This window comes from Candidatus Flexifilum breve, assembly GCF_016713355.1.
The window spans coordinates 174,853-190,042 of sequence record NZ_JADJPI010000015.1 but is presented as its reverse complement, the minus strand read 5'-3'; the positions used below and the strand labels follow the sequence as shown (position 1 = coordinate 190,042).

General features: G+C 56.4%; 18 protein-coding genes. 12 read left to right on the top strand and 6 right to left on the bottom strand.

The genetic code is table 11. The features are described 5' to 3' along the window. Positions 1-49 precede the first annotated feature (49 nt). The 3 genes from tsaA (at position 50) to IPK17_RS41055 (ending at position 1,947) form a co-directional block, all read left to right on the top strand. Positions 50-496 carry a tRNA (N6-threonylcarbamoyladenosine(37)-N6)-methyltransferase TrmO gene (gene tsaA, locus IPK17_RS15205; protein WP_502748796.1) on the top strand — a complete coding sequence of 149 codons (447 nt, stop codon included), beginning with the start codon at positions 50-52 and terminating at the stop codon, positions 494-496. A gap of 238 nt (positions 497-734) precedes the next feature. Beyond that, a complete protein-coding gene (locus tag IPK17_RS15200) occupies positions 735-1,274 on the top strand; it encodes a TetR/AcrR family transcriptional regulator (RefSeq protein ID WP_343418540.1) in 540 nt (179 codons plus the stop codon). Positions 1,275-1,380: 106 nt separating this feature from the next. After that, positions 1,381-1,947, top strand: a complete 567-nt coding sequence (locus IPK17_RS41055) for an MBL fold metallo-hydrolase (protein ID WP_502748806.1) — start codon at positions 1,381-1,383, stop codon at positions 1,945-1,947. Between the two features lie 178 nt (positions 1,948-2,125). Here IPK17_RS41055 and IPK17_RS15185 read toward each other — a convergent pair whose 3' ends face one another. Together IPK17_RS15185 and IPK17_RS15180 are read right to left on the bottom strand one after the other, a co-directional pair. Then, positions 2,126-2,677 (bottom strand): hypothetical protein, encoded by a 552-nt coding sequence (locus IPK17_RS15185; protein WP_343418539.1) that lies wholly within the window; start codon positions 2,675-2,677, stop codon positions 2,126-2,128. A 282-nt stretch (positions 2,678-2,959) separates the two neighbouring features. After that, positions 2,960-3,334, bottom strand: a complete 375-nt coding sequence (locus IPK17_RS15180; protein ID WP_343418538.1) for a hypothetical protein — start codon at positions 3,332-3,334, stop codon at positions 2,960-2,962. A 383-nt stretch (positions 3,335-3,717) separates the two neighbouring features. Here IPK17_RS15180 and IPK17_RS15175 point away from each other — a divergent pair, with 383 nt between their 5' ends. The 3 genes from IPK17_RS15175 (at position 3,718) to IPK17_RS15165 (ending at position 6,132) form a co-directional block, all read left to right on the top strand. Next, entirely contained in the window at positions 3,718-4,491 is a 774-nt protein-coding gene (locus IPK17_RS15175; RefSeq protein ID WP_343418537.1) for an ATP-binding protein, read from the top strand. 94 nt (positions 4,492-4,585) lie between these two features. After that, positions 4,586-5,395, top strand: coding sequence for an ATP-binding protein (locus IPK17_RS15170; RefSeq protein WP_343418536.1), 810 nt, complete (start codon positions 4,586-4,588; stop codon positions 5,393-5,395). Then, entirely contained in the window at positions 5,377-6,132 is a 756-nt protein-coding gene (locus IPK17_RS15165; protein WP_343418535.1) for a tetratricopeptide repeat protein, read from the top strand. Before IPK17_RS15170 ends, IPK17_RS15165 begins: the two co-directional genes overlap by 19 nt. 223 nt (positions 6,133-6,355) lie before the next feature. Here IPK17_RS15165 and IPK17_RS15160 read toward each other — a convergent pair whose 3' ends face one another. Continuing rightward, positions 6,356-7,327 carry a ribokinase gene (locus IPK17_RS15160; RefSeq protein ID WP_343418534.1) on the bottom strand — a complete coding sequence of 324 codons (972 nt, stop codon included), beginning with the start codon at positions 7,325-7,327 and terminating at the stop codon, positions 6,356-6,358. Between the two features lie 2 nt (positions 7,328-7,329). Next, on the bottom strand, positions 7,330-8,187 hold the full coding sequence (locus IPK17_RS15155; RefSeq protein ID WP_343418575.1) for a MurR/RpiR family transcriptional regulator: 858 nt from the start codon (positions 8,185-8,187) through the stop codon (positions 7,330-7,332). 258 nt (positions 8,188-8,445) lie between these two features. Here IPK17_RS15155 and IPK17_RS15150 point away from each other — a divergent pair, with 258 nt between their 5' ends. The 4 genes from IPK17_RS15150 (at position 8,446) to IPK17_RS15135 (ending at position 13,222) form a co-directional block, all read left to right on the top strand. Then, on the top strand, positions 8,446-9,429 hold the full coding sequence (locus IPK17_RS15150; protein WP_343418533.1) for a sugar phosphate isomerase/epimerase family protein: 984 nt from the start codon (positions 8,446-8,448) through the stop codon (positions 9,427-9,429). Between the two features lie 128 nt (positions 9,430-9,557). After that, positions 9,558-10,634, top strand: coding sequence for a sugar ABC transporter substrate-binding protein (locus IPK17_RS15145; protein ID WP_343418532.1), 1,077 nt, complete (start codon positions 9,558-9,560; stop codon positions 10,632-10,634). Positions 10,635-10,712: 78 nt separating this feature from the next. Then, on the top strand, positions 10,713-12,206 hold the full coding sequence (locus tag IPK17_RS15140; RefSeq protein ID WP_343418531.1) for a sugar ABC transporter ATP-binding protein: 1,494 nt from the start codon (positions 10,713-10,715) through the stop codon (positions 12,204-12,206). 29 nt (positions 12,207-12,235) lie between these two features. Then, positions 12,236-13,222, top strand: coding sequence for an ABC transporter permease (locus IPK17_RS15135; protein WP_343418530.1), 987 nt, complete (start codon positions 12,236-12,238; stop codon positions 13,220-13,222). A gap of 453 nt (positions 13,223-13,675) precedes the next feature. On the opposite strand, the gene IPK17_RS40575 is transcribed toward IPK17_RS15135, so the two are convergent. Next, a complete protein-coding gene (locus IPK17_RS40575; RefSeq protein ID WP_350341633.1) occupies positions 13,676-13,978 on the bottom strand; it encodes a hypothetical protein in 303 nt (100 codons plus the stop codon). Beyond that, positions 13,881-14,543, bottom strand: a complete 663-nt coding sequence (locus tag IPK17_RS15130) for an ATP-grasp domain-containing protein (protein ID WP_343418529.1) — start codon at positions 14,541-14,543, stop codon at positions 13,881-13,883. The genes IPK17_RS40575 and IPK17_RS15130 overlap by 98 nt, the downstream gene beginning before the upstream one ends. A 15-nt stretch (positions 14,544-14,558) precedes the next feature. Between IPK17_RS15130 and IPK17_RS15125 the strand changes: the two genes are divergently transcribed. Beyond that, on the top strand, positions 14,559-14,774 hold the full coding sequence (locus tag IPK17_RS15125) for a hypothetical protein (RefSeq protein WP_343418528.1): 216 nt from the start codon (positions 14,559-14,561) through the stop codon (positions 14,772-14,774). 2 nt (positions 14,775-14,776) lie between these two features. Continuing rightward, complete coding sequence (locus IPK17_RS15120) at positions 14,777-15,037, top strand: hypothetical protein (RefSeq protein ID WP_343418527.1); 261 nt, start codon at positions 14,777-14,779, stop codon at positions 15,035-15,037. Positions 15,038-15,190: the final 153 nt, after the last annotated feature.

The following is a 15,190-nucleotide window of genomic DNA, read 5'->3' as shown; positions in this document are numbered from 1 at the left end:
ACGGCAATACTGGAAGGTACCCGCCAATGGAAACAGCAACGTGTGATCGGTGAGCAAGGTCAGCGTGGAAGGCGACCAGATGATGGCCAACAGCTACACGCTTCATCCGATTGGCGTTATCCGCTCTGACCTCACGGAGCTCGAAGCTGCGCTGCGGCAAGGCTACGAAGGCGCGCCCGACGCTTGGATCGAAGTTTTCCCACCATTTGAGCAGGCGCTTCATAGAATTGTCGCCGGGGATGAGCTCATCATCCTCACCTGGCTGCATCGTTCTGCGCGTGATGTGCTCCAAGTGCATCCCCGCGGCGAGATCGAAAACCCGCTCACCGGGGTTTTTGCGACGCGCTCCCCGGCACGCCCGAATCCTATCGGCTTGCATCGCGTGACTGTGCTTGAAATCAACGGGAATCGCTTGAAAGTCGGTCCCATCGAAGCAATTGATGGGACGCCTGTTATTGACATCAAAGCGGCACTATCCCCGTTGGATGACTCGTAAAATGCGATTCTGATCGACGGAAAAACTGCTCAAACCGATCAAACTGGTCAAACCGGTCAGGAAATATCGACAGAAAACAAAATCACAACCAGAAACAGAACCCAATGCAGTTGATGTCCGAACTTTGCCTCTTGCATCCAAGTTTTATCGGTGTATTATTATGTAGAATACTCTATTTATTTTGGGTAGAGATATGAGTAAGGGTGATGAGACAAAAGCGCGCTTAGTGCAAAAGACCGTGGAGCTCATTGCAACGCAGGGTTACCATGGGACGGGGTTGAACCAGATCACGCAGGAAAGCGGCACGCCGATGGGATCGCTCTACTATCACTTTCGTGGTGGCAAAGATGCGCTGGTTGCCGCCGCGATGCAGGCGGGTGGCGATGTGATCACTCAAGCTCTGCAAGCGGCATTTAGCGAAACCGCGGACGTCCCTAGCGCCATCCATTCGCTTGTTGAGCTATTGAGTCAGCAGCTCGAAGCCTCTGCATTCACGAAGGGCTGCCCTATCGCGACGGTCACGCTCGAAACGGCTGCCCAGAACGACACGATCCAGCATGCTTCCCAAACCATTTACCGCCAGTGGCAGACGCAGATCGCCCAATTCCTCGTACAAACCGGTTATGAGGAATCCGCAGCCCCGTCACTCGCTCTGTTCGCGCTAACCGTGATCGAAGGGGGGCTGCTGTTGAGCCGTGCCGAACGCAGCATCACTCCTTTGCAGCAAGCGGGCGAGCAGTTGATCTTCTTTCTACAGTTGAACCAACAGAAAGGCTAAGCCCGTGTACGAAGTTGCGCCGAATGTCTTTCTCCTTAATGGAACGCCCAATTACCTCGTGAACGTTTACCTGGTCTGCGACGTGTTGATCGACGCGGGAACGAAAATGGCGCAGCGCGGGTTACTGCGTCAGTTAAAAGGGAAGCGGATTTCCAAGCATGTTCTGACCCACGTCCATCCTGATCATCAGGGCGCGAGTAAGTCAATCTGTGAGGGTTTCAGCATTCCGCTCCTGTGCGGTGAATCAGGATGCGCCAGCTATGGAGAGCGGCGACATGCGTGGGCAGATTCCGCGCAATCTGATCACGCAAACGCAAGATATCTTCTGGACAGGTCCTGCACATCCTGTCGAACGGACGTTGCACGAAGGCGATCTCGTTGCCGGCTTCACGGTGATCGAGACGCCGGGGCACAGCCCCGACACCTCGCTTACTGGCGTGAATCGGATCGTACGCTGATTCTCGGTGATGTCGCCGCGAACATTGACTTCCTGACGCTAAAGACACGTTTGGGAGAACCGCCCACAATCTTCACTCAGGATATCCCGCAAAACCGAGCATCCGCACGTAAGCTGGCAGACCTTCATCCACAGACTATCCTGTTTGGGCATGGGCAGCCGCTTTATGATGGTGGAAGGTTTGTAGATTGGGCATATAGTCTGCCCGCAGCGTAACCGCTCTGTAGTATCCATCGTCAAAGCTGCAATCAGCAGCGTTCTATTGATCAAGGCGAAACAGCGCGCCATCAAGCCATTGAAACACTAGGTGACTAGTGTCTCAAGATATTGACTTGATGGCGCTAATGCCTGACCGGTTGATCGGTTTGACCAGGTTGATCAGTTTTTCGGGCGATCAGGATTCGATGTGCGCGACGTCATAGCGCCGCATGATATCCAACAGTTCATCACGCTGAACCGCATAGAGTTGACCGCCCACATGATGCTTTCGCCGCGCTGGATCGGTAAGCTGCATCCGCTTGAGGATGTGCACGATCCACTGGGCTGCGCCCATCTGTTCCTGTGAGTAACCGAGCAGCCCGCGCACCCGCTCGCGCAGTTCTGCGGCTTTGATCCACATCTCGCCCACCGCATTTCGTGTCATCAGCTCCAGCGCTTGTAAGACCGCTTCTTCCCGGTCGCTGAGCGCCTTGCCTTCGCTCATCTGCTCGTCCCACAGTGCTGCCTCAGAGATTGCGTCGAGCAGCCCCGTCACCCCGCCATCCTCCTCGAAAAAGGCTGCCAGCGCGACGAGCGGCGACCACAGCTCACCCGACCGGTTGTGCAGCTTGTGCAGATCAGGGCGGTCGAAGTAGTTGCGGTGAATCGCTTCGAAGTGGGTCAGTGCCAGTGTGTAAAGCTGGTGACGAATCTCCGACCCGTCGACATTGGGCGGGAGGCACGCCATCTTCTTATCCGTGCGGCGCAGGCAGTACAGCGCGAAGCGAGAATATCTTCGGAGATTAAGCTGTTTCTAGGAAATAATGACTTATCGACTTAAAGCCTTGCCATGTGTGGCGGGAAAGCTGATGGTTGATTATTTGTGGTAGCGGCCCATCACAAATCTCTACCTGTCCTTCGTTGACAGGCTCACCTCCCAGAACAACTTTGAGAACCAGCGTGTCGGGACCGAGCACACCGGTTCTGCCAACTTGGCTCAGCAAATGCAGGGAAGGATAGTGGAGCATCACTACGCCGTGTAACCGATAAATTTCAATACATGTCGGTGGCCCATACAGGAAAGCACTGCTGCGAGCGGCAAGTTTTGATCAAATGAGATATCTAGCAGGATGGATGCCAAGGTGGTGCTGTCTGATGTTGGGAGTAGAACGATCTGTGCGTACTCAGTATCATCCAGAATTTGGTTGTGTCCATTGAATTGCTCGATCGCCTCACTCCATGGGGTTTCATAGGGGATGAGACCGCGAAAGCATGCTCTGTCACCGCATCTTGCCAGATCGGGAGCTTTACGTGGCGCAAGTAAGACGCTGGTTTGCCCAAAGAAGAGCGAGACATAGGCGAAGAATCCAAACCCGGTCACTAAAGCAAGAATCGAAATATGCATTATGCGTCCCCGTCTATTGAGCGCGAGGATCAATGGCATTAGGTATCGAAAGGTTTTGTCTGGGGCGAGAGTTTGGCTTCCCTCAGTAGATGTATTTGCGGGAGTATGCAGAAGGCGCTTCTGCCAAAGCTGTAGCACGTGCTTGTAACTTGAACCCTGCATCTCCACGGTTCGGTCGCTAGTAATCCCAAGACGTCTGGACACGTTCGATGTCCTTTACACAGTGGAGCCGATCTTTGTTGAAAAACGGTAGTGGTGTATAACTAGGAATTTATATGAGGAAAAGAAATATGTAAATCAAAAAAGAGATACAATTGGGGATACAGAAATTGCTACAACAACTTGTCTTGCTACAATAGGTTCTTGAGCTATTAAGGCTTCCTATGTTCCGAGCTGAGACGTTTGGAGCTTGGTTAAAGCATCAGCGCCAATCCCGCGATTGGACGCAGTTCGAGCTCGGCCAACATGTGGGGTGTTCAACTGTGCTGATCCGGAAGTTTGAAGCGGATGAACGGCGTCCATCTAAACAGATTGCCCTCATTCTCGCGGCCTTGTTCGATATCCCCGTTCGTGAACACGAGCAGTTTGTAGCGTTCGCGCGGGGCAGTAAAACCAACGCGACGCCATCGGTTAGCGATCGGCTAGTTGATACAACGTCTTTCATCGGCAGGCTGCATGAATTGAATCAGCTGCAGCAGAAATTATCATCGCCACAGTGTCGTTTGCTCGTGTTAACAGGGCCTGGCGGCATGGGCAAGACGCGCCTTGCCCTTCAGCTAAGTCGTCAAGTTTTCGATCAGTTCCCCGACGGTGTTTTCTTTACCAGTCTGCTTGGCATCGACTCCGCCGAGTCTCTGGTGAGTAGTATTGCGCTTGTACTATCGCAGCAATTCAATCGTCTGAGCGATAGCAATGCCCAGCTCTTGCATTATCTTCAATCGCGTAATCTGCTGCTGATCCTCGACAATTACGAGCATTTGCTTCCAAAAACGGAATTGATCACCGAGATTCTGGCTGCGGCACCCCGTGTGAAAATCATCGTTACCTCTCGTGAACGATTGAATATCCGCGAGGAGTGGACCTTTCCGGTTAGCGGTCTATCCTATCCGGAAAACAATCTCCGATGTCGGCGTGTACAGTGCTATCGAGCTATTTAAAGAGCGAGCAGTACAGGCAGACCTACGTTTCAGTTTAACATCCGGGGACCGTGAGTTCGTGGCTAGGATTTGCTCTCTGGTACAGGGAAATCCTTTGGCAATTGAACTTGCGGCCGTTTGGGTAAGGACGATGACCTGTGCGGATATTGTGCGCGAGCTTGAGCGTAGTCTTGATATTCTCTCCACAAGCGCCCGTAATGCTCCTGAAAAGCATCAAAGTATGCGCACGACTTTCGAGTCATCCTGGAATTTACTCGACGAGGATTTGCGCACGACTCTTCGTAAACTAGCGCTATTTCGAGGCGGATTTACTCGCGAAGCTGCAAAAGCTGTCGCGTTGGTGACACTGTCGCAGCTTGTCGCTCTGGTTGATAAGGCGCTGGTCCAACTTGATACCTCGACCGGTCGCTACAGTCTCCACGAACTGCTCCGCCAATATCTGTTGGAAAAGCTGTACGAAGCGGGAGAGCGAGCCGCGGTTGCCCAACGTCACTATCACTATTTTCTCGCTCTTGCTCAAAGATCAGAAGCACATGCGTTTGGAGGTGAGCAAATCACTCACTTTGACGTGCTCGAAACCGAACTAGACAATCTACGGGCGACATTGACCGACTCCATCGCGTCTGAGGATGGGCTACAGTTAGCTGCAACTCTAGGTTGGTTCTTCAGTGAACGTGCCCATTGGCGAGAGGGTTTTGACTGGTTGGAACGGGCGCTTTCAGCGAACAAGGACGCGCCCGTGACTCTCCGTGCCAAAGCGCTGCACAGCGCAGGTGCTCTCGCAGGACGCTTTGATACTCAGCAGGCGCAAAGCTATTTTAGCGAAGCACTCCTACTAGCCCGGGCAGCTAATGACCCTTGGAACACCGCGTGGGCGCGGCCCACATGGCGATTTTCAGATTAATGATTCCTGAAGTGTCGAGACCCCTACTCGAAGAAAGCTTGAAGCTGTTCCGAGAGCTTGACGACCATATGGGAATCGCCCATACCCTCGTCCGCTTATCGTGGTGCGCTTTGGACGCAGCAGATTATCCCTATGCGCGTGAATTAGCTGAAGAAGCTCTGATGCGCGCAAATCAGGCGCGTGACCAAGCAATTACTGCGTGGGCGTTACTGACTTTGGGCGAAGTCTGCTGGTCTCATGATCATAATCTCTATCAAGCGCGAACCTGTTTCGAGCGGAGTCGAAGCTTATTTCGGGCACTCCACATGTATTCGATTCATTCGAACCGTGCTTTGGCAGATGTGGAGCGCACCTTAGGAAACTGGACGCGCGCAGACTTCCTCTATCGTGAAGTGTTGGAAACCGGAGCAAAGTCGGGAACTGACCATCCGGGGCACGCGTATTGTCTGGCTGGACTCGCCGCTGTTGCCCTGGAATTGCGCCAGATTGAACGAGCCGTCATTCTACTCGGGCATGTGGAAAGAATTATTACGCTTGTACCTGAAAGTGATACGCACGGAAATGTGACCTTTTATCGCGATGTTTCGACGGCTCAGTCCCTACTGGATCAATCCACTTTTGCAGCGCTTTGGGAAACTGGTAAGGCGATGCCACGCGCGCAGTGTATTCGTTTTGCATTGGATGAACCGCCGTATCGATATACTAAAAACAATCAATTGGTTCGAGATGATTTGTAGCACTTGAGATTGTCGGTAGAGGACATCTATAAGAGGCGCAGGTAGGTTATCAGCCACCTAAATACTCGCTTGATATCGACTATATTTCCTGACGCTTGATATCGCTCTAATGATTCTTCAAGCCTCGGCTCTGATGACAGAAGTTCGAAGTGTCCAAGCCTTTTCCTACGGAACAAGAAATTGGGGCTTTGAATCCCTCTAGGCACGCTAAAGAAGACGACTCTCACACAGAAGATGGTTGTGTTTTCACGAGTCCATAAAGTGATCGCTGTGCTGTTCCATGAGACCGCAGCGCTCCCCTAGTTCGCCAGCAGCGCCTGCATTTTTTCTGGCACAGGCGGAGTTTTCGCGCACATGAGCGCGCCGCGGCGCTGGCATAACGCACCGCTCTGCTGAGCGGAATGCCCGAGCTCAACTGGGAGGCCAGCGCGCCGACAAAGGCATCGCCTGCGCCGTGGGTATCGACCACGTCGACTTTATAGGCGGGCAGGTGATAAATCGCGCCTTCAGTGGCGATAATCGCACCCTTCCCGCCGAGCGTGAGGATCACGGCGCGCACCTGCTGCGCGAGCTGCTCCGCGATGGCCAGAGCCGACTCGCGGTCGGTGATAGTGCGACCGGAGAGCATTTCGCCTTCCACTTCGTTGACGACGAGAATGTCCACATATGGCAGCAGACCCGGCGGCGGCGGATAGGCGGGTGCGGCGTTGAGCACCACCTGCGTCCCGGCGGATGCGGCGGCTTGGGCGGCCAGCGCGACTGTCTCCAGCGGGACTTCATATTGCAGCACCAGCACATCGGCGGCTTGGATGAGCGGCAGCGTGCGGTCGATATCGGCGGCATCCATGTGCATGTTCACGCCGGAGACGATGACCGCGCCGTAGTCGCCGGTTTCGTCGACAATGGCGACGCTCATGCCGCTGCCTGCGCTGGCGTCGAGCAGAACGGCCTCGGTGTTCACACCAGCGGCGCGCAGGTTTGCGAGCAGTTGCTGACCGAAGTCGTCGTCCCCGACGCGGCTGATCATGGCCACTTCCGCACCGTGCACAGCGGCTTGCACAGCTTGATTGCCGCCTTTGCCGCCGCAGCGCAGCCCCCAACCGGAACCGCGCAGCGTTTCCCCTTTGCGCGGGCGATCCGGAGCATACACCATCACATCCATGTGAAGACTGCCGAGGACGACGACCTTACCCATTATTAGGACTCGCGTTTCTGCCGGACTGAAGTCATAGTCTTTTCCAGCGATTGTTCTGCACGGGCATAATCTTGCTGCGCGATGCACACAAACAGCGCATCGAGGATGTTGAGCTGGGCGACCCGCGCTGCGGCGTTTTCGCCCATCAACGGCGACCCACGGGCGGTCGAACACAGCACGATATCCGCTTCCTGCGCGAGCGGCGACGTGCTGTAGTTGACCAGCGCGATCACCGTCGCGCCGTTCTGCTTGGCGAGCCGCGCCGGTTCGATCACCGCGCTGGTGCGCCCGGAATGTGAGACGGCCAGCACCACATCGTCGGCGGTGAGCAGGGCGGCGGACATCATCATCAGGTGCGGATCATCGTAGGCGGCGGCGCGAATGCCGATGCGCAGGAACTTGTGCGCCGCGTCCTGTGCGATGATCGCTGAACCGCCAACGCCGTAAAAATCGCGCTGGCGGGAGCGGTAGACCGCATCGACCGCCCGGTTGAAGCCGTCGATATCGAGAATGGCCTGCGTCTCTTGCAGCGCCTGAATCGCGGTTTTGAACACCTTGTCGATGATCATCTCCGGCGTGTCGCTCGGCGACAGGTCTTCGTACATTTCCGAGACGGCGAGCTGGTTGTATTCGGTCAGCGCGGCGCGCAGTTCACGGTAGCCGTTATAGCCCAGCTTTTTAGCCAACTTGACGATCATCGCGTCGGACACGTTGTTGGCTTCCGCGACATCGGCAATGGTCACACGGTGAATCTCGCTTCCCCGGTTGAGCATGTATTGCACGACACTTTGTTCGCGCGGTGTCAGCGTTGGCAGCAGCATTCTGATCTGCGGACCGACGGCGCGGCTGGAATTCGTAATCAACTGGCTTGTCCTCTGAAAAAGTCACAAATCTATTATAGAAGAACAAGGCTCATCTCTTTGTATTTTACTCAATATAGAATATTTGTAAAGCAAATTCACTGTATTGTCAGTAAGTAGTGAGTTTTATACCGGAAATTGGCAGATATTTTGCTATTTGACAAACCAAAGATTCGGGATAAAGTAAAGTTGTACTAACTAAATGCGATGAATTAGTGAAGTTTTGCGCTTCGCGTCGTACTAATCAAGGCTTTTTTGATGACCTTAGCACCAGTTTTTGCCACCCGTCTCAATTCGTTCAAGACGCGTCCGGAGCTGTTCTGGGCGCAGCCCACGCATAAGCCCACGACGCTCGATCTGCTGGACCGTGTGGCGTCGGTACCGGGCTTGACGCAGGTGGATTTCAACTACCCCGATCACTTTGATCGCTGCACCCCGCTTGAACTCGCCGCTGCGCTGCGCGAACGCCAGCTCACGCTGAACGGCTTGGCGATGCGCTACTACACCGACCCGGCGTTTGATCAGGGCGCGTTCAGCAACCCCGACCCAGCGGTGCGCGAGAAGGCGATTCAGCTCACCTGCGAAGGCATTGACGCGCTGGTGGCGATGGGCGGCGACCTCCTGACGATCTGGCTCGGGCAGGATGGCTTCGACTACGCTTTTCACGTCGACTACAACCAGGTGTGGGAACTCGAACTGGACGGCATCCGCCGCGTCGCGCAGTACAACCCGAACGTCCGCATCAGCATCGAATACAAGCCGAACGAACCGCGCGCCTACAGCATCCTGTCGGATGCGGGGCGCACGCTGCTCGCGCTGCGCGAACTCAACCTGCCGAACCTCGGGGTGACGCTCGACTTTGCCCATGTCATCTACGCGAACGAAGTCCCGGCAGCGGTTGCAGCGCTGGTCAATCGCTACAGTCGCTTGTTCGGCGTTCATCTGAATGACGGGTACGGCAAGCGCGACGATGGCCTGATGGTCGGCAGCGTACATCCAATGCAAACGCTCGAACTGCTCTACACGCTGCGCCAGATCGGCTACGACCAAGCGATCTACTTTGACACGTTCCCGGATGCTATTGGGATTGATCCGGTAGCGGAATGCGCGCTCAACATTGACGTGGTGCGGCGGATGCTCGCTCTGCTCGACCGCGTCGACGAAGCGCAGATGCAGCGGCTTTTGGATAAGCAAGATGTCATTCAGGCGCAGCGGTTGATCCAGATGCTGCTGTTGTCGTGATGCGCTTGAAGGGGGAGAGACCAAATCATGGAGGTGACGCGATAGAACGAGATGGGCTGTAAGCAAGCTTTCGCAGCAGTTGGATGTCCGAGAAGTGGTTTTCTACATAAATAAGGAGTTTCCATCCCATGTTTAAGAGTTTCCGTTTGCTGTTCATTTTGGCGCTCGTCCTCGGCGCTTTCAGCTTTGTTTTCGCTCAGGAAGAACTCCCGCCGCTCGATTCCGATACGGAACCGGATCGCATTGAATGGTGGCAGTTGGAATCGGAATTTGGCGCCGTCCCCACATTTGAAGAACAGATTCGCGTCGGCGCGGTTGCCAAGACGCTGATCAATGAATACTGGCGTCTGCTCGGCGAAGGCTACACCAATGCGGGCGAACGCTTCGGCGTCGATGTCATCCTGCAGGCCGCGCAGAACGAAGCTGACCAGCTCGGTCAGCTCACGATTGCCGAAGCCATGCTCACCCTCGGCTTCGACACGCTGCTGGTCTCCCCGCAGTCCGACGCCAACCTGATCCCGGCAGTTGATCAGGCCGCCGAACTCGGCATCCCGGTCATCAATGTGAACGACGCGGTCATCGCGACGGCGCAGCACTATGTCGGCAACGTCCAGCGCGATAACGGCGTGCGCGCCGCCCGCTGGTTCATCGAAAACTATCCGGATGGCGGCAAGGTCGCGGTCATCGAAGGTCAGCCCGGCGTGTATGCGGCGGGTCAGCGCACCGAAGGCTTCACCATGACCATCACGGAAGAATCGTCGGCCTTTGAAGTCGTCGCCAGCGTCCCGGCGAACTGGGATCGCCAGTTGGCCTATGACACCGCGGCGACCATTCTGCAGCAGCACCCCGACCTCGTCGGCTTCTACTGCAACAATGACGGCATGGCGCTTGGCGTCGTGGAAGCGGTCAAGGCGGCGGGTCTGCTCGAACAGGTCGCGGTGATCGGCACGGACGGCATCAGCGATGCGTACGCCTCCATTCAGGCGGGCGAACTGCGCGGTACGGTGGACTCCTTCCCGGTTCTGACGGGTGAAGTCGCCCTCGAAGTCGCGCTCCGTCTGCTCGGCGGGCAGGAACTGCCGCGCGTCGTCTCGACGCCGCAGGCGCTGATCACGCTGGAAAACTTCGACCGCTACTACGGCGAAGGTGCGGACACCCGCGCGGCGCTGATCGAAGATGCCGAAATGGCCATGCAGGGCAGCTAAGCCCGAATGAGGCTCACCGGGGCGCGCGCTCAAGTCAGCCCGCGCCCCACCTCCACCGCTCCGACTGAGGAACGCACCATGTCCGATGCATATCTGCTGGAACTCGACAACATCACCAAATCCTTTCCCGGCGTGCAGGCGTTGAAAAACGTGTCACTGCGCGTGCGCCGGGGAGAAGTGCACGCCCTCGTGGGCGAAAACGGCGCGGGGAAAAGCACCCTGCTCAAAATTCTGTTCGGGGTGTACCAGCAGGACAGCGGGACGATTGCCATTGACGGCCAGCCCGTCCAGATTCACGACCCGAAAAGTGCATACCGGGCGGGAATTGCGATGATCCACCAGGAATTACAGCAAATTCCCGAACTGGACGCCGCCCAAAATATCTTTCTTGGTCAAACGCTGACCCGTTACGGGATTTTCAAAGATACCGCCCAAATGCGGCGGACGGCGCGCGAGATTCTCATGCGCCTGAACGTCGACATTGATGTGACCACCCCGGTCACCAAATTGAGCATCGCGCAGCGCCAGCTCATCGAAATTGCGCGCGCGCTGCTCGGCAACGCCCGCATCATCGCCATGGATGAGCCGACCTCCAGCCTGACGCCCAAAGAATTCGATGTGCTGGTGCGCGTCATCCGCGATTTGCAGGAGCACGGCGTCGGCATCATTTACGTGTCGCACCGCCTGCATGAGATCTTCCAACTGGCGAGCCGCGCCACCGTGTTACGCGACGGTGAACTCGTTGGCGAAGTAGCGGTGAGCGAGGTGACCGAAGAACAGATTGTTGGCATGATGGTCGGGCGCAAGACGACCGAAACCCGCCACATCACCTACACGCAAGACCAGTGTGTGCTGCGCGTGCGGAATCTGTCATGGGGCAGCAAAGTCCGCGATGTGTCGTTTGACCTGCACCGCGGCGAAATCCTCGGCATTGCCGGGCTGGTTGGCGCGGGACGCACCGAACTCATGCACTTGATCGCCGGGTTACGCCCGCCGACGAGCGGCACGATTGAACTGAACGGGCAGTCGGTCACGTTTGCCTCCCCGCGGCAGGCGATTCGCGCCGGGATCGGCATGCTGCCGGAAGATCGCAAGCGGTCAGGCATTATTCCGCTGCTCCCGGTGCTGTCGAATACCTCGCTGCCGGTGATTCAGAAGTACGCGCGTTTCGGGTGGGTCGCAAACGGGCGGCGGCGCGCTGATGTTACGCGCCTCGCCGAGCAGGTCAATCTGCGCCCGCGCAGCATCGACCGGCCCATTCGCTACTTCAGCGGCGGCAACCAGCAGAAAGCGATCCTCAGCCGGTGGCTCAACGCGAACAGCGAGATCCTGATTTTTGACGAACCGACGCGCGGCATTGATGTCGGCGCGAAGCAAGAAATCTATCACCTGATGGAAGCGTTGGCGCAGCAGGGTAAAGCGATCCTGATGGTGTCATCGGAACTGCCCGAAGTTCTGCGGCTCAGCGACCGCGTACTGGTCATGAGCGCCGGACGCGCGGCGGCCATCCTGGAGCGGGCGCAGGCCAATGAAGAGACGATCATGCGCCACGCGGTGAGCAAACAATCGTGAGCAAGCAAGAACTACCGAATGAGGCCCAGATGGCATCCGTAGACATCCAACAGGAAACGCGCTTACCGGCAGCCCGCCGCATCAGTCTGCGGGACAATGTGCGCGACGCTGGCACTTTGATCGGCTTGGTGGTGATCTTTGTGTTCTTCGCCAGCCAGTCGCTCATCTTCCTGACCGAAGCCAACCTGATCAATATTCTGCAGTCGTCGGCGATCAACGCGTGCATCGCGCTCGGCATGACGCTGGTGATCATCGCGGGCGGCATCGATCTGTCGGTTGGCCCGACGGCGGCGGTCGCGGCGGTGTTCACGGCGACCTTCATGTTCGACGGCATGCCCGTCATTCCAGCGGTGCTCATTGGTCTGGGGATCGGGGTGCTCGGCGGGTTGATTAATGGGCTGTTGATTTCCCGCGCGAAACTCCAACCGTTCATCGTGACGCTCGGTACGCTCAGCCTGTACCGCTCCATCGCTCTCATCTACACGGGCGGCAACCCAATTCTCTCCGTGCCGCCGGAATTCCGCACGTTCTTTAATGGACGAGTCGGCTCAATTCCGGTTCCGGTGGTGATCGTCGGCGTGGTCGCCGTGATCATCTGGGTCATTTTGCGCAAGACGCCGCTCGGCGAATACATGCTGGCTATCGGCGGCAATGAAGAGGCGGCGCGCGTCAGCGGCGTCCCGGTTAGCCTGACCAAAGTCAGCGCGTATGTGATCAGCGGGTTCCTCGCGGCGCTGGCGGCGCTCATTCTCGTCGGGCGGTTGGGCGCAGCAGAACCGATTCTCGGCAATCAGTGGGAACTCGACGCGATTGCGGCGGCGGCCATCGGCGGCGCGTCGCTGATGGGCGGCAAAGGCAGCATCGTCGGCACAGTGCTCGGCGCGATCATCCTCGGCGCGATGCGCAACGGCCTCACGCTGATGAACGTGCAGGCGTTCTATCAACTGATGGCGACGGGGTTGATCATTCTGCTGGCGATGCTCATCGACCGGCTGACGCGCGGCTCGAACAACTAGCAGTCGACAATTGCGGAGCAGCTCCCAAGGGGCTCAAGAACGGTTAGCTGGACAATTTTATACGGCTGACCGTTTTCCTACGGAGCAAGAAGTCGGCTTAGCTCACTCGGTGTTGGTAACTGAAAGCAGCAGTTTGCAGGACTATGTGCCTCTTTACACCAAATCACTATCTACTTGCGATATAAGTCCGAGAAAAGGGACTTATGCTAGTTGGTATGGATAAGGCGGCTTAACGACTCGCTTGGACACTCCTTTATCGACAGCCAACAATAAGTCTGAAGGATTAGCAATTAGAGCTGACGTTATTGATTTGGCGAGGCCGAAAATGGGCGGGGAGACGGCCTTGCTACTACCTATCAATTTTCACACGAGTTAGAGGTCAGAAAACAACGCTCTTCCTTCGCCGCGCTCAGGAAGAGCGGATACAGAAAATCCAAGTCAATGCCTTCTCAGCTATGCTCCTGATGCGAGCCGCGCTGCGGACGCCACCAAGGGCTTTAAGGGGATTTCCAGCCCGGTGATGATCTGGTTCAGACGCCGATCCGCTTCCGCGCGGGTATCCCCCTGCACGATAATCTCTCCGAGCCAGCCGGGGACATGCTCTTCCGGTCCGTCTATCCGCTCTCCTGCGCTGACGTAGGTTTTGCAGAAGATGACGTCAGGATGATGGTTCAGATGGTCGAGAAAACCGTCTTGGGTGACAATACCCGTATACGGTGCGACCAGAATGACGGATGAGAGATAAGTTTGTGGCACGCGCTTGTGGGGGCGAAATCGGCAGGCCAAGACTGGTCAACAGGTACTGCTCAATCAGGTCAACACCCCAAACCTGCCTGTTCATCAGGTGGATGGGGCCTCCACCCATGCGCGCGTTCACCTCAATCAGACGCGGTCCACGTGCGGTGTACTTGGCCTCAACATGAAAGACTCCATCGGTATAGCCCAATACCTTGAGAGTCTTTTGTGCCATGTCGATCAGCGCTGTTTCATGCTCTACCGGGCACAGGGCGGGAAGCCGCGCACCTGTCTCTATCATCATCGGTTGCGGCTTTTCTCCCGTGACGCTGGCATACACTAGCTCACCGTCAGACAGCAGGCAGTCGATGTCGTACTCATCTCCATCAAGATATTCTTCCAGTACCATTGTCAAACCACGCTGCCAGACCAACCAGCTTTCATCTCTGTCCCCGCTGTTGAAGGGTGTATCCCGGTGCTGCATCTCGCGCTGGTTTAGAATAGCTTCATAGCGTCCGCGTAATGCATCAAGCGACTCGACGCGAAACACATCAAACGAACTCGCCCCTTGTACCGGCTTGAGCACCGCAGGAAAGCCGACATGCCAAGCTGCTTTGACAAGGTCTTCCCGACTGTTAATCTGTACAAAGCGTGGACTGGGGAGGCCTGCCCGCTGGCACGTCTGCCGCACCTCAAATTTGTTGAGGTCAACAACTGCCTGTGGATGGCCGGGAAGTTTGAGGGCTGTGGCGAGGCCGGCGGTCGACGGGTAGCGTATTCGTCAAAGGTGATGATGGCGTCGAAGGGTTCCGGGTAAGCTTGAGCCGCCGCCAGGGCATCCGCAAGATTGAGGTTGTTGGGGGCAATCTCAAGGAAAGCTTCGAACAGGCCGCGCTCCACGTAATGCTGTGTCCAATGACCCGGCCCGTCCATGACGACCATGATGCAGCCAAGGGATTGCATGTGCTCATAAATATCCAGTTTCCCAAAATAGCTTCCCAATACGATCAGGAAACGCGCGCCGTGAAGCACTGGATGCGGGTGAATTGTCTCGAACAGACTCTTTTGGTTCAAGGCTAGGTTCACAGACAGCATTTGGATGTTTGCCTCGGCTTACGCTGGTGTTTCTTTCGATAGCTTAACTCTACGACTCGCGCCCCTGCCTGTGATCCGCCGAAAGGAGAATTCTGCGTTATGGGGGGTGAATAACTTCCATCCGGAATTCTCCCATTT